The organism is Achromobacter sp. 413638 (genome assembly GCF_043119405.1).
Lineage (GTDB): Bacteria > Pseudomonadota > Gammaproteobacteria > Burkholderiales > Burkholderiaceae_B > Achromobacter.
The window spans coordinates 36,812-50,374 of record NZ_JBICCO010000020.1; the positions used below are offsets into that span (position 1 = coordinate 36,812).

17 protein-coding genes are annotated in these 13,563 nt (G+C 66.4%); 3 read left to right on the forward strand and 14 right to left on the reverse strand.

Annotated elements, in window-relative coordinates; all coding sequences use genetic code 11:
- Window positions 1-10: 10 nt before the first annotated feature.
- The 10 genes from rpoE to ACEU5R_RS10625 form a co-directional block, all read right to left on the reverse strand.
- Window positions 11-610 (reverse strand): RNA polymerase sigma factor RpoE, encoded by a 600-nt coding sequence (gene rpoE / locus ACEU5R_RS10580; protein WP_103273139.1) that lies wholly within the window; start codon window positions 608-610, stop codon window positions 11-13.
- Window positions 607-1,068 (reverse strand): hypothetical protein, encoded by a 462-nt coding sequence (locus ACEU5R_RS10585; RefSeq protein ID WP_392410100.1) that lies wholly within the window; start codon window positions 1,066-1,068, stop codon window positions 607-609. The genes rpoE and ACEU5R_RS10585 overlap by 4 nt, the downstream gene beginning before the upstream one ends.
- Window positions 1,069-1,099: 31 nt before the next feature.
- The gene (gene fabF, locus ACEU5R_RS10590) at window positions 1,100-2,329 is read right to left on the reverse strand and encodes a beta-ketoacyl-ACP synthase II (RefSeq protein ID WP_103273138.1); all 1,230 of its coding nucleotides are present in this window, start codon (window positions 2,327-2,329) and stop codon (window positions 1,100-1,102) included.
- Between the two features lie 189 nt (window positions 2,330-2,518).
- Entirely contained in the window at window positions 2,519-2,758 is a 240-nt protein-coding gene (gene acpP / locus ACEU5R_RS10595; protein WP_003813816.1) for an acyl carrier protein, read from the reverse strand.
- A gap of 194 nt (window positions 2,759-2,952) precedes the next feature.
- On the reverse strand, window positions 2,953-3,702 hold the full coding sequence (gene fabG, locus ACEU5R_RS10600) for a 3-oxoacyl-ACP reductase FabG (protein ID WP_103273137.1): 750 nt from the start codon (window positions 3,700-3,702) through the stop codon (window positions 2,953-2,955).
- Window positions 3,703-3,707: 5 nt separating this feature from the next.
- A complete protein-coding gene (gene fabD / locus ACEU5R_RS10605) occupies window positions 3,708-4,643 on the reverse strand; it encodes an ACP S-malonyltransferase (protein ID WP_392410128.1) in 936 nt (311 codons plus the stop codon).
- Between the two features lie 91 nt (window positions 4,644-4,734).
- The gene (locus tag ACEU5R_RS10610) at window positions 4,735-5,721 is read right to left on the reverse strand and encodes a beta-ketoacyl-ACP synthase III (protein ID WP_392410104.1); all 987 of its coding nucleotides are present in this window, start codon (window positions 5,719-5,721) and stop codon (window positions 4,735-4,737) included.
- A complete protein-coding gene (gene plsX, locus ACEU5R_RS10615) occupies window positions 5,721-6,788 on the reverse strand; it encodes a phosphate acyltransferase PlsX (RefSeq protein ID WP_392410106.1) in 1,068 nt (355 codons plus the stop codon). Before plsX ends, ACEU5R_RS10610 begins: the two co-directional genes overlap by 1 nt.
- Window positions 6,789-6,847: 59 nt before the next feature.
- Window positions 6,848-7,030 (reverse strand): 50S ribosomal protein L32, encoded by a 183-nt coding sequence (rpmF, locus tag ACEU5R_RS10620; protein WP_006389284.1) that lies wholly within the window; start codon window positions 7,028-7,030, stop codon window positions 6,848-6,850.
- 52 nt (window positions 7,031-7,082) lie between these two features.
- Window positions 7,083-7,766, reverse strand: coding sequence for a YceD family protein (locus ACEU5R_RS10625; RefSeq protein ID WP_392410129.1), 684 nt, complete (start codon window positions 7,764-7,766; stop codon window positions 7,083-7,085).
- A 104-nt stretch (window positions 7,767-7,870) separates the two neighbouring features.
- On the opposite strand from ACEU5R_RS10625, the gene ACEU5R_RS10630 reads away from it, so the two are divergent.
- From ACEU5R_RS10630 to ACEU5R_RS10640, 3 genes are read left to right on the forward strand one after another with little or no spacing between them, the layout of a single operon-like run.
- A complete protein-coding gene (locus ACEU5R_RS10630) occupies window positions 7,871-8,473 on the forward strand; it encodes a Maf-like protein (RefSeq protein ID WP_103273134.1) in 603 nt (200 codons plus the stop codon).
- On the forward strand, window positions 8,470-9,180 hold the full coding sequence (locus ACEU5R_RS10635; RefSeq protein ID WP_103273133.1) for an SAM-dependent methyltransferase: 711 nt from the start codon (window positions 8,470-8,472) through the stop codon (window positions 9,178-9,180). The genes ACEU5R_RS10630 and ACEU5R_RS10635 overlap by 4 nt, the downstream gene beginning before the upstream one ends.
- Before the next feature lie 2 nt (window positions 9,181-9,182).
- Window positions 9,183-9,968: an N-acetylmuramoyl-L-alanine amidase gene (locus ACEU5R_RS10640; protein WP_103273132.1), complete on the forward strand. Its 786-nt coding sequence runs from the start codon at window positions 9,183-9,185 to the stop codon at window positions 9,966-9,968.
- 55 nt (window positions 9,969-10,023) lie between these two features.
- Here the strand turns inward: ACEU5R_RS10640 and msrQ are convergent, their stop codons facing one another.
- The 4 genes from msrQ to ACEU5R_RS10660 all read right to left on the reverse strand — a co-directional run bounded on the left by msrQ (window position 10,024) and on the right by ACEU5R_RS10660 (window position 13,552).
- Window positions 10,024-10,701 carry a protein-methionine-sulfoxide reductase heme-binding subunit MsrQ gene (gene msrQ, locus ACEU5R_RS10645; RefSeq protein WP_392410107.1) on the reverse strand — a complete coding sequence of 226 codons (678 nt, stop codon included), beginning with the start codon at window positions 10,699-10,701 and terminating at the stop codon, window positions 10,024-10,026.
- Window positions 10,702-10,708: 7 nt separating this feature from the next.
- The gene (gene msrP, locus ACEU5R_RS10650) at window positions 10,709-11,680 is read right to left on the reverse strand and encodes a protein-methionine-sulfoxide reductase catalytic subunit MsrP (protein WP_392410130.1); all 972 of its coding nucleotides are present in this window, start codon (window positions 11,678-11,680) and stop codon (window positions 10,709-10,711) included.
- Window positions 11,681-11,921: 241 nt separating this feature from the next.
- The gene (locus ACEU5R_RS10655) at window positions 11,922-12,587 is read right to left on the reverse strand and encodes an HAD family hydrolase (protein ID WP_392410108.1); all 666 of its coding nucleotides are present in this window, start codon (window positions 12,585-12,587) and stop codon (window positions 11,922-11,924) included.
- On the reverse strand, window positions 12,587-13,552 hold the full coding sequence (locus tag ACEU5R_RS10660) for an RluA family pseudouridine synthase (RefSeq protein WP_392410109.1): 966 nt from the start codon (window positions 13,550-13,552) through the stop codon (window positions 12,587-12,589). The genes ACEU5R_RS10655 and ACEU5R_RS10660 overlap by 1 nt, the downstream gene beginning before the upstream one ends.
- Window positions 13,553-13,563: the final 11 nt, after the last annotated feature.

Sequence of the window (13,563 nt, forward strand, 5' to 3'; positions counted from 1 at the left end):
CTGCGACTCCTTACCAGCGACGCTCGGCATCGGTGCCTAGCAATGGGCGCAACTTTGCGGCGATGGCTTCGCGCGCGCGGAAAATACGCGAGCGCACCGTGCCGATCGGGCAGTCCATGCTCTGGGCGATGTCTTCGTAACTCATACCTTCGATTTCACGCAGGACGATTGCGGTGCGCAATTCCTCGGGCAATTGCTCGATAGCCGCGTTGACCGTTTGGGCGATCTCGCGGCTGGCAACCATCGACTCCGGCGTGCTTATGTCGGTTAGGTTCTCGGTTTCGTTAAAAGTTTCACCGTCTTCCGTTTCTATCGCATTGGGCGCGCTGGGACGGCGTCCCTGGGACGCCAGCCAGTTTCTCGCCGTATTGATGGCGATGCGATACAACCAGGTGTAAAAGGCGCTCTCGCCTCGGAATTGGGGCAAGGCGCGGTAGGCCTTGATAAAGGCCTCCTGCGCCACATCCTCGATTTCCGACGGATCGCGGATCATTCGCGCCAGCAGGCGCAAAATCTTGCGCTGGTACTTCAGGACCAGCAGATCAAAGGCTTTCTTGTCGCCGCGCTGGACGCGGGCGACGAGTTCTGCGTCGACTTCGCGTTCGCTCATTGGGCCTCCCGCGGCGCGGCAGGGGCGGCTGCGCGCGGTTCGGCCTGCGCCAGCAGGCACAGGCGACGCCAGGCATCGGGCCTCAGGGCCCGCCGCCAGACGGTAAAGGTGTAGTTGCTGCGAGTAAAGGCCATACTCCCGGAGGGCAAGGGCTGCAGGGTGAGCGTAAGCCACGCCGGCCCCCTGCTCCAACGCAGCAGGCCGGCGTCGCGCCAACCCGACGGCAGCCGCAATTGCCAGCGGCCGCCCTCAGGGGAGGCTCGCAGCGCGGATACCGGGGACAGGCCGCCACGCAGCGAGTGTAACAGCCCCGCCAAGAGCGCCAGCGCCGCGAGCGCGGCGCCGGCGGCCGGCAGGCCCAGCCAGGCCGCCGACAGCAGCACGGATGCCGCCGCCACGGCGACGGCCAGGCCGGCGAGCGCGGACGCGGCACGAGGCCGCGTCACCACGGCAAGCACGGCCCGGCGCCCGCGCGCGGGAACTTCCAAGTCAGACCCGGCGAACGGCCATCGAGCCGTTGGTGCCGCCGAAACCGAAGGAGTTCGACAGCCCCACGTCGATCTTCATTTGCCGCGCCTCGTTGGCGCAGTAATCCAGATCGCATTCCGGATCCTGATTGAAGATATTGATCGTGGGAGGCGACACTTGGTTGTACACGGCCAGCGTGGTGAACACGGCTTCGATCCCGCCCGCGGCGCCCAGCAAGTGCCCGGTCATGGACTTGGTCGAGTTGACCACCAGCTTCTTGGCGTGATCGCCGAAAGCCAGCTTCAGCGCCTCGGACTCGTTCTTGTCGCCCAGCGGCGTGGACGTGCCGTGCGCGTTGACATACTGAATGTCGTCAAGATTGAGGCCGCCGTTGCGCAGCGCATTGAGAATGCCGCGGCGCGGGCCGTCCTTGTCGGGAGCCGTGATGTGGTGCGCGTCCGAACTCATGCCGTAGCCAGCGAATTCGCCATAAATGCGCGCGCCGCGCTTCTTGGCGTGTTCGTACTCTTCCAGCACCAGCACGCCGGCGCCCTCGCCCAGCACGAAGCCGTCGCGGTCGCGGTCCCAGGGACGCGAAGCGGTCGTGGGATCGTCGTTGCGCGTCGACAAGGCGCGCATGGCGGCGAAGCCGCCGATGCCCAGCGGAGACACGGTCGATTCGGCGCCGCCCGCCAGCATGACATCCGCATCGCCATACTCGATCAAGCGCGCGGCATCGCCGATGGAATGCAGGCCGGTGGTGCAGGCAGACACGACGGCGTAGCTCGGACCCTTCATGCCGTACGTGATGGAGATATGACCGGAGATCAGGTTGATCAGGGAACCCGGCACGAAGAACGGGGAAATACGGCGCGGACCCTTGGCCAGATATTCGACCTGGGTTTCCTCGATACGCGGCAGTCCGCCGATGCCCGAACCCACGATCACGCCGATGCGTTCGGCGTTGGCTTCGGTGACTTCCAATCCGCAGTCGCGCCATGCCTGCATGCCCGCGGCCAGGCCGTAATGGATGAAGGTATCCATCTGGCGGGCTTCTTTGGACGAGATATAGGTGCTGATGTCGAAGTCTTTGACTTCGCCTGCGATATGGGTGGTGATGGCCGAGGGATCGAAACGGCTGATGCGGCTGATGCCAGAACGTCCGTTGACGATATTGTCCCAAGCGGTGGTGATGTCGTTGCCCACGGGCGAAACGATACCAAGGCCGGTGATGACGACACGTCGCTTCACGGATGACTCCTCAAACAGACAAAAGAAAGGCGGTTTTCGGGATGCGCTGCGCGCGTGGCGCTCGCGACTACGGGCCAGGCTGCGACACCTGCCCCGCGTGCGAACCACGCGGCATTTTCCTGAAACCGCCCCGATTCCCGGCCGGTCCCGAAAAGACGTTTCGGGCCGCCGGAAAGGTATAGGCTGAGCTTACTGCTTGCCGTGCGAATTGATGTAATCAATCGCTTGTTGCACGGTCGTGATCTTTTCGGCCTCTTCGTCGGGGATCTCGGTCTCGAATTCGTCTTCGAGCGCCATGACCAGTTCGACCATGTCGAGCGAATCGGCACCGAGGTCGTCAAGGAAGGAGGATTCGTTCTTGATCTCGGCTTCGTTCACGCCAAGTTGTTCAGCGACGATCTTCTTGACGCGCTGTTCGATGCTTTCCATGCAGATCTCCAAATGGGAAAAATCCCGCGAATTATAGCCAAGCGCAGAGTAAAGCAACGCCCGGCCGTGACAAAATTACATCGCCCACTGATCTGTCGCCGAGATGGCGCAGGAAGCCGGTGTGCGATGCATCCAATGTGAACCGCGCGCCGGGCCCCCAGCCTGCCGGTGGCCCGATATGCGCGTTTCGCGACTTATTGCATGTACATCCCGCCGTTGACGTGCAGGGTGGTGCCGGTAATGTAACCCGCTTGCGGGCCGGACAAAAATGCGACCGCGTGCGCGATGTCGGCAGGCGCGCCCAGGCGGCCCAGCGGAATCTGCTGCAGCAGCGCCGCCGTCTGGGTTTCGCCCAGCGCGCGCGTCATGTCGGTATCGATGAAACCCGGTGCCACGCAGTTCACGGTGATGTTGCGGCTGCCCAGCTCGCGCGCCAGCGCGCGCGCCATGCCAGCCACGCCCGCCTTGGCGGCCGCGTAGTTGGCCTGACCGGGATTGCCCGACGAGCCCACCACCGAGGTCACGTTGATAATGCGTCCCCAGCGGGCCTTCATCATGTTGCGCAGCACGCCGCGCGACAGGCGGAAGACCGAGGCCAGGTTGGTGTCGATGACCGCCGACCAGTCGTCGTCTTTCATGCGCATTGCCAGCGTATCGCGGGTGATGCCGGCATTATTGACGAGGATGTGGGGACCACCGCTTTCCTTGCCCAGCGCGTCGATGAGCGCGTCGCAGGCTTCGGCATTAGTCACGTCCAGCACGACGCCACGGCCGCCGAACGGCGCCAGCGCCTCGGTGATGGCGGCGGCGCCCGACTCGGAGGTAGCGGTGCCGACCACGACGGCGCCACGCGCCGCCAGTTCCAGGGCGATGGCGCGGCCGATGCCGCGCGTGGCGCCGGTCACCAGGGCGGTCTTGCCCTGCAGTTCAGTGGAGTAGTCCATGTCTTTCAGTTTCCGTTGACCGCGGCCAGCGCGGCGTCCAGGGAAGCCGGATCGGTGATGGCCAGGCCGGTGAGTTCGGGGTCGATGCGCTTGGTCAGGCCGGCGAGCACCTTGCCGGGACCGCATTCGATGACGTGCGTGACGCCCTGCGCCTTCATGGCGCGCAGCGTTTCCACCCAACGCACAGGATGCCACGCCTGACGCACCAACGCATCGCGGATAGCCCCCGGTTCGACGGGCGAGGCCACGTCGACGTTGTTGATCACCGGGATCTGCGGCGCCGACACGTTCACGGCGGCCAGCGCCGTCGCCAGTACATCGGCGGCGGGCTTGAGCAGGCTGGAGTGGAACGGCGCCGACACCGGCAGCAGCAGCGCGCGCTTAGCGCCGGCGGCCTTGGCCAGCTCACAGGCGCGCTCGACGGCGGCCTTGTGGCCGGCGATCACGACCTGGGCGGGCGCATTGAAATTCACGGCCTCCACGACCTCGCCCTGGGCGGCCGAGGCGCAGGCGGCGCGCACGGCGTCGTCGTCCAGGCCCAGGATGGCGGCCATGGCGCCGGTGCCCACGGGCACGGCGGCCTGCATGGCGTCGGCGCGCACGCGCACCAGGCGCACGGCGTCTTCCAGCGCCAGCGAGCCGGCGGCGGTCAGCGCGGCATACTCGCCCAGGCTATGACCGGCCACCACATCGGGCTTGCGGCCGCCTGCGGCCAGCCAGGCGTTGTAGAACGCCACGCCCGCGGTCAGCATGGCCGGCTGGGTGTTGGTGGTCAGATTGAGCTGTTCGACCGGCCCCTGCGCGATCAGCGCGGCCAGATCCTGACCCAGGGCGGCCGAAGCGCGCGCCACGGAATCGGTGACGGCGGCCACGCCCGACCAGGCGTCCAGCATGCCGACGGCTTGAGAGCCCTGGCCAGGAAAGACAAAAGCGATTTTCATGGTCATGGTTAAGCGTGTGGATGAATTCGAGTCTGTGGGAGCGGCGGGCGATCGCGGCGGCGACTTGCGCCGCCTCGCGCACACCCGCCTGTTACATGCGGGCGAGCACCGAGCCCCAGGTGAACCCGCCGCCCACGCCTTGCATCAGGATGAGCTGGCCGGGCTTGACGCGGCCGTCGCGGCGCGCGGCATCCAGCGCCAGGGGCACGCTGGCCGCGGAGGTATTGGCATGCTGGTCGACGGTGATGACGACCTTCTCGGTCGGCACGCTGAGCTTGCGCGCCAGGAAATTCAGGATGCGGACGTTGGCCTGGTGCGGAATCAGCCAGTCGACCTCGCTGACGTCAACGTCGGCCTCGGCGCAGGTGTCGCGGGCGGAGCGGTCCAGCACCGTGACGGCCTGCTTGAAGACGGCCTGGCCGTCCATGCGCAGGAAGGGGTCGCCAGTGACGCTGCCGTAGGCGACGTTGCCTTCGGCGCTGAGGATCTTGGTCTGCGAGCCATCGGCATGCAGCTGGGCGGCCAGGATGCCGGGCTTGTCGGAAGCCTTGAGGATCACGGCGCCGGCGCCGTCGCCGAACAGCACGCAGGTCTTGCGGTCGTTCCAGTCCAGGATGCGCGAGAACACCTCGGCGCCGATGACCAGCGCGCAGCGCGCGCGGCCGGCGCGGATGAAGCTGTCGGCGGTGGTCAGCGCGTAGACGAAGCCGCTGCACACGGCCTGCACGTCGAAGGCGGCGGAGCCCTTGGCGCCCAGGTTGGCCTGGACCAGACAGGCGGTACTGGGAAACACGAAGTCCGGCGTGGAGGTCGCCAGGACGATGAGATCGATTTCGGACGCCTCGACGCCGGCGTCGGCCATGGCGCGGCGCGCCGCCTCGGTGGCCAGCTGGCTGGTGGTGACACCGCGTTCAGCGAGATGGCGCTGGCGGATGCCGGTGCGCTCGACGATCCACTCGTCGGAAGTGGCGATATCGCGCGTCGCCAGCTCGGCGGCCAGCGCGTCATTCGAAACCACGCGTTCCGGCAGGAAGCTGCCGGTGCCCGCGATCACGGAATATTTCATTGCGGTATCCATCAAGCGATGTCCCCGGCCGCGTTCGGCGCGGGCGCGGAAGCGCCGTCGCCAGACTGAACGCGCCTGGTGATCTGGGCGACCGTCTGCGCGGTGCGCTCCAGCAGTTTACTCACGACGGCTTCGCGGGCGCGCTGCAGGGCGAAACCGAAGGCATAGGCGTCCGCCGAACCGTGGCTCTTGATCACGACGCCACGCAAGCCCAGCAAGGCGGCGCCGTTGTAGCGGCGATTGTCGACGCGGTTGCGCAGGCGGTTGAGCACCGGCTTGGCCAGCGCGCCCGCCAGGAGCGTGATGAGGTTGCGTTTGAATTCCTCGCGGATGACGCTGGACAGCATCTTGGCCAGCCCTTCCACGGACTTGAGCACGACGTTGCCGACGAAGCCGTCGCAGACCACCACGTCGACAGTGCCCTTGAAGATGTCATTGCCTTCCACGTTGCCGTAGAAGTTCAACGGGCTGGAGCGCAGGAGTTCGGCGGCTTCCTTGACGACCTCGTTGCCCTTGATGACTTCCTCGCCGATGTTGAGCAGCCCCACCGTGGGGTTGTCGCGGTGGTCCACCGCCTGCGTCAGCGCGGCGCCCATGATGGCGAATTGCAGCAGGTGCTCGGCCGTGCAGTCCACGTTCGCGCCCAGATCCAGCACCGTGGTGGCGCGACCGGTCTGGTTCGGAATGGACGTGGCGATCGCCGGGCGGTCGATGCCGTCCAGCGTCTTGAGCACGTAGCGGGAAATGGCCATCCAGGCGCCGGTGTTGCCCGCGGAAACGCAGGCGTCGGCGCGCCCGTCCTTGACGGACTGGGCGGCCAGGCGCATGGAGGAGTCTTTCTTGCGGCGCAGGGCGACTTCGACGGGGTCGTCCATCGTGACGACTTCGGAAGCCGCGACGATCTCAAAGCGATCACGGTCTACGCCGCGATGCTCGGAGAGCGCCGCTTCGATGGCGTCGGGAAGCCCGACCAGCAATAGCCGGGTATCCGGAAATTGCCGGGCGAACTCGATCGCGGCCGGAATCGTGACGGGCAGACCGAAGTCTCCGCCCATGCAGTCTATGGCGATGCGTATCACGGGGGCCAGGTATCAGCGCTCAGCCGAAATGGTCCGGGTACGAGTTCGGCCCGGGGGCCTTATTCGTCGGCCTTGGTCTTCAGGACCTTGCGGCCACGATAGAAGCCGTTGGGGCTGATGTGGTGACGCAGGTGCGTTTCGCCGGTGGTCGGCTCGATAGCCGTCGACGGGTTCACCAGAAAATCATGCGAACGGTGCATACCGCGCTTGGACGGGGACTTCTTGTTTTGTTGAACAGCCATGATGACTCCTAGAAACGGGGCGCATTGTACGCGATGCGGCCCGATGTTGATCTCAATCTTTGTGCTTCAGTTGTTCCAGCACCGCAAACGGCGACGGACGCTTGACAACGGGCTCTTGGGAAGCATCGCCGTCATTGGCCTGCGCGCCCGGGCATACATCATGCTTGGGCACATACGGAACGCTCAGAATGAGCTCATCCTCGATCTGGGCCAACAGATCGAAATGATGCGACCCCACCACCTTTTCGGGTTGATCGGGCGCAAAACCTTGTCCTTCTTCGCCGTCATCGTCTTCGTCGTCCTCGCCGTCTCCCTGCCCTGAGGCGGAAAACCCATCGTCGAGATCGTCTTCGGACTTGACCAGATGCAGCAGCGTCTGGCTATCGACCGGATAAGCGAACGGCGCATTGCAGCGCTGGCAAATCACAAGCGGATTGGCCTGCACGTGCAGGTGCAGCAGCGGCTCGCCGGCGAGCAAGCCGGACTTGCCTTGTTCGCCGCGCACCGACCAGGTCACCAGACCCGCTGCACCGGCGGGCTGCTCAGGCAGCCCATCGGTAAAACGCGTCAGGCGCACCAGCGGCACCGTACCCTGCGCTTCCTTGCCCAACCGGGCAAACGCGAAGGCATCGATGCGATCCACACCGCCATTATTCTTGCCGCCCGCACCCTTGGCGCGGCCGCCATTGCCGCCATTCTTGCCGTCAGCGCCACCGCTATCGCCCGAGCCAGGCATGCGCTTGGCGTCCTTGGTCTCGTCGCTCATTAGGTGATGTTCCTGCAAAAATACCGCAAAACGTTAGATAATACTGTGACTTACGTACTAGCGTCAAATTCCGCATGCCCTCACAGCCTCGCCTGATTCTTGCCTCAAGCTCCCGTTACCGCAAGGAACTGCTTTCCCGCCTGCGCCTGCCCTTCATCGCGATTTCCCCCGATGTGGACGAAACGCCACACCCCGGCGAAACGCCGGAAGCGCTGGCGCTGCGCCTGTCCGTCGCCAAGGCCCAGGCGGTGGTATCCGCTCACCCCGGCTGCGTCGTGATCGGCTCGGACCAGGTTGCCACGGTGGACGGGCAACCCATCGGCAAACCAGGAGATTTCGAGCGCGCCCGGGTTCAACTGCGGGCGCTGGCCGGCCAGACCGTCGAATTCCACAGCGCGCTGGCCGTTACCGACGGCGTGCGGACCGAAAAGGCGGATATCGTCACCCGCTGCCGCTTCCGCCCCCTGTCCGATCAGGCGATCGACGCCTATCTGCGGGCGGAAGAACCCTACGATACCGCAGGCAGCGCCAAGGCGGAAAGCCTGGGCATCGCCCTGATGGAGAGCATCCAGAGCGACGACCCGACCGCCATCATCGGGCTGCCCCTGATCGCGCTGACCAGCATGCTGGCGCGCTTCGGCCTGGATCCGCTGGCCGCACCCGGAGCCGCGGCATGAGCGGCGCGCTGCACCTGATTCCCGTCGGCCTGGGCGAAGCGGCGCCGGAGCGCTGGCTGCCGGCCGAGGTCCGCGCCCTGGCGGGCAGGCTGGATACCTATATCGCCGAGAACGCCAAGACCGCCCGCGCCTTCCTGAAGCTGGTCGGCACCGAGCGTCCGCTGCAGGAAATCACGATCCATACGCTGAGCGACAAGGCAGACGACGGACAGATCCAGTCCTGGCTGCAAAGCGCCCGTCAAGGCGGTGAAATCGGACTGGTTTCCGAGGCCGGCTGCCCCGCCGTCGCCGACCCCGGCGCCAAGGTCGTGGCCGCCGCCCACCGCCTGGGCATCGCGGTGCGACCCTGGGTCGGCCCCTCCTCCATCCTGCTGGGACTGATGGCCAGCGGCCTGGACGGGCAGCGCTTCGCCTTCCACGGCTATGCGCCGGTGGACGCGGGCGAGCGAGCCAAGCAGCTGCGCGCCTGGGAGCAGCATTCCGCCCGCCACGACCAGACCCAGCTGCTGATCGAAACCCCCTACCGCAACGCCGCCATGTACGCCACGCTGCTGGCCAGCCTCAAGGGCGACACCCGGCTGTGCGTGGCGCGGTCCCTCACCACCAGCGATGAATGGGTGGCCACCCACACCATCGCCGAGTGGAAGAAACTGCCCGCCCCTCAGCTCGACAAGCTGCCCACCCTGTTCCTGTTCCTGGCCCGCTGACCATGCTGCGACTTTCCCTCATCCTGGCCGCCGCGGCGGCCCTGGCGGGCTGCGCCACGCGCGGCCCCGCCGGCCTGGACCTGGACACCTCGGTAAACGCCGTCAGCCAGAGCAGCCGCGTGCGCGCCATCGTGATCCACTACACCACCGAAGACGACGCGCGCTCCATGCAGTTGCTATCCAAGGGCAAGGTCAGCGCGCACTACCTGCTGAGCCCCGCGGGTCGCGCCCACCGCCTGGTCGACGAAACGCGCGCCGCCTGGCACGCCGGCAACAGCTCTTGGTATGGCATCACAGCCATGAACAGCACGTCCATCGGCATCGAACTGGTCAACGCCGGCTGGACCCAGGGCGCGGACGGCGGCCGCGTCTGGCACGCCTATGACGACCGCCAGATCCGCGCCCTGACCATCCTGGTGCGCGACCTGATCCAGCGCCATGGCGTCGCGCCGGAGAATGTGGTGGGCCACAGCGACATCGCGCCGCAGCGCAAGGTGGATCCCGGCCCGCTGTTCCCGTGGAAGCAGCTGGCGGCCGCCGGCATCGGCCGCTGGTACGACGAGGCCGGCGCGGCGGCGCAGCTTGCGCGCCTGCAGGCCGAGCCGCTGCCCGCGCCCGCATGGTTCCAGCAGCAGCTGCAACGCCTGGGCTACGCCAGCCCGCAAACGGGCACGCTGGACCGCGCCACCATCAACGTGCTGGCGGCCTTCCAGATGCATTACCGCCCGGCGCGCTACGACGGCCAACCCGACGCTGAAACCGCTGCAATCATGATGGCGATGCCCTGAGACCCGGCCCCGCCGGCGCGCAAGACCACGAGCGGCGGTCGGCAGCCGCCCGCGCTCAGGAACGACGCCGCCACCAGGCGGCCACCCGCCAGCCCAGCAGCACCGCCAGCACGGCGGCGTAGATCATGGGTTGTTCCAGGTCGTTCTTGCCCGCCTTGTGCCACCAGTAGTGCAACACCGCCAGCAGGCCGATGGCGTACACCGCCCGGTGCAGGCGCTGCCAGCGTTTGCCCAGCCTGCGCATGGCCCACTGCGTGGACGTGGCCGCCAGCGCCGCCATCAGCACAAAGGCGACAAAGCCCACGGTGATGAAGGGCCGCTCGCCGATATCGGCCAGCATCTGCCCAGGGTCGAATCCCCGGTCCCACCAGACCCAGGCCATGAAATGCAGGAAGCCGTAGAAGAAGGCAAACAGCCCGCACATGCGGCGCAGCCGCACCAGCGCCGGCTGCCAGGTCAGACGGCGCAAAGGCGTGATGGCCAGCGTGACCAGCAGGCAGACCAGCGTCCAGGTGCCGGACGAACGGGTCAGGAACTCCACCGGATTGGCCGTCAAGCCATTGTTCAGCCCCAGCCAGATCCAGCGGGCGAAAGGCGTCATTCCCAACAGAAACAGCGCGGGCTTGACGCGCCCGACCGCAAGCGCCGACCACTGGACCTTGGGCGTAGCGGCATCGCGACGCGTTTCGGCCGCCGTGGAAGCGTGAGGAGCGGGCGCGCCGGTCCGGGCCATGCGCGCCTCAGTAATTGGCCTTCAGGTCCATGCCCTGATAAAGGGCCGCGACCTGATCCGCATAGCCATTGAACGGCAGCGTCTTGCGCTTCGGACTGAACAGGCCGTCCTCGCCGATGCGCCGCTCGCTGGCCTGACTCCAGCGCGGATGCGGCACGGCCGGGTTCACATTGGCGTAGAAGCCATACTCCTGCGGCGCGGCCTTGATCCAGGAAGACACCGGCTGCTTTTCGACCAGCCGGATCTTGACCAGCGATTTGGCCGATTTGAAGCCATACTTCCACGGCACCGCCAGCCGCAAAGGCGCCCCGTTCTGATTGGGCAGGACCTTGCCATACAGGCCGAACACCAGCATGGCCAGCGGGTGCATGGCTTCGTCGATGCGCAGGCCTTCCACATATGGCCAGTCCAGCACCCCCGCACGCACGCCCGGCATGTTGTCGCGCTGCACGACGGTCACGAACTCGACGTACTTCGCATTGGCGGTCGGCTCAACCTGTTTGAGCAGGGCGGAAAGCGAATAGCCCACCCAGGGAATGACCATGGACCAGCCTTCGACACAGCGCAACCGGTAGACCCGCTCTTCCATGGGCGCGAGCTTGAGCAGTTCTTCGATATCGAAGGTGCGCGGCTTGCCGACCTCGCCTTCGACGCTCACCGTCCAGGGGCGCGTCTGCAACTTGCCCGCATGGGCCGCCGGGTCGCTCTTGTCCAGGCCGAATTCATAGTAGTTGTTGTAGGACGTGATATCAGACAGCGACGTCTGCTTGTCCATGACGCTCAGGGGACTTGCCTGCCCGGGCAGCACGGCCGGCTCGCCCACGGGCGCATTCGCGGCCCAGGCGCGGCCCGCCCACCCCGGCAGGCCCAGGCCCGCCGCGGCGACGCCCGCCCCCAGGATCAGATCGCGCCTGGCGCGCCAGACCCGCTCAGGCGTGATCTCGGACGACTGGATGGCGTCGGGCTTGCGTATCAGCATCATGATCTCCGAAGTCGGCGGCCGCGAAAAACGCGCGGCGCAATCCATGGACGACTGTGCGCCCCATGATATTCCGCTCCGGGCGAAATGCGCCGATCTTCAGCCTGCGCCCGCCCGGCGCGTCACACCAGGCGGATAGACCGGATCAGGAGCAAGACGTTCCGGAGCACGATGACACGGTTCGGCCGGATCACGGGGATTCCGATTGAAGGAAACGTCGCCGGCGAGCGTCGGCCCGCGCTCAGGCGGCGGCGCGCACCCGGTCAAGCAACCACTCGCGCACCAGGGGCACGCTGCCCAGCACCGCCTGGGGCGAGCAACCCTCAAGTTCTTTCAGGGTATGCGCGCCGTAGGTCACGCCCAGGCCGTGCACGCCGGCATTGATGGCCATCTGCAGGTCGTGCGATGTGTCCCCCACCATCAGGACCTGCTCCGGCGCCACGTCCAGTTCCTGCATCAGCTCATGCAGCATGGCCGGATGCGGCTTGCTGAAGGTCTCGTCGGCGGTCCGGGTAGCCGCGAACCTGGGCCCCAGCCCGGTGGCGGCCAGCGCGCGGTTCAGGCCGATACGGCTCTTGCCGGTCGCCACGGCCAGCTGGATGCCTTGCCTGGCCAGCGCATCCAACATCTCGGGCACGCCGTCGAACAGGCGCAGCTCGGGATCCCGCAGCAGATAATGCGTGCGATAGCGCTCGAGAAAGCGCGGCACCATGGCCTGCGTCAGCTCGGGCACCGCGCGGCGCAGCGCGCTTTCCAGGGACAGGCCTATGACCCAGCTGGCATCGGACGCCGAGGGCACAGGCAGCTCCAGGTCGCGACAGGCGCCTTGAATGGCGGCCACGATGCTGTGAGTGGAATCCATCAGGGTGCCGTCCCAATCGAACACCACCAGCGTATACATAGACATCAGACAGACTCCAACTGTTTCAACAACTTCAGGCATGCGGGGGGCAACTCCGCCGTCAGCGTCAGGGTTTCGCCCGTCAGCGGATGCGCCAGCGTCAGGCGATGCGCATGCAGAAACATGCGCCCGAACCCCTGACGCGAAAACTGCGCCCGGACCTCGTCGTTGCCATACTTGTCGTCGCCCACGATGGGAAACCCGCTGGAAGCCAGGTGGACCCGGATCTGGTGAGTACGCCCCGTGCGCAACTCCGCGTCCACCAGGCTGTAACCGCCGAAACGCTGCTTCAGGCTGACGATAGTATGCGCACGTTGGCCGTCCGGATCCACCTTGACCCGGCGCTCGCCGCTCTGCGTAGTCCATTTGGACAGGCTCAGCTTGATGTGCTGGCGGTCGTTGACCCAGTCGCCCTCCACCAACGCCAGGTAGTGCTTCTCGCCCTTGCCCTCGCGCAGCATGGCATGCAGGGCCAGCAGCGCGTTGCGCTTCTTGGCGACCATGAGCAGGCCCGAGGTTTCCCGATCCAGCCGGTGGACCAGTTCCAGGAATTTCGCCTGCGGCCGGGCGGCGCGCAACTGCTCGATCACGCCAAAAGACACGCCGCTGCCGCCGTGGACCGCCACGCCGGCAGGCTTGTCGACCACCAGCATGGCGTCGTCCTCGTAGACCACCGGAAACTCGGCGGCCGGCACGGGCTTGGGCGCGCCGGGATCGGGCAGCCTCAGGGGCGGAATGCGGACGATGTCGCCCTCGGCCACCCGGTAATCGGCCTGGCTGCGTCCCTTGTTTACCCGCACCTCGCCGCCGCGGATCGCCTTATAGATATGCGTCTTGGGCACGCCTTTGCACAGCCGCAGCAGGTAATTGTCCAGGCGTTGGCCGGCATGTTCGGCGTCGACCTCGACCATCCGGACGGCGGGGGGGCTTGCAGGGGAGGAAGTTTCTTTGCGCATTGCGGAAAGCGACATATAATCGGGAC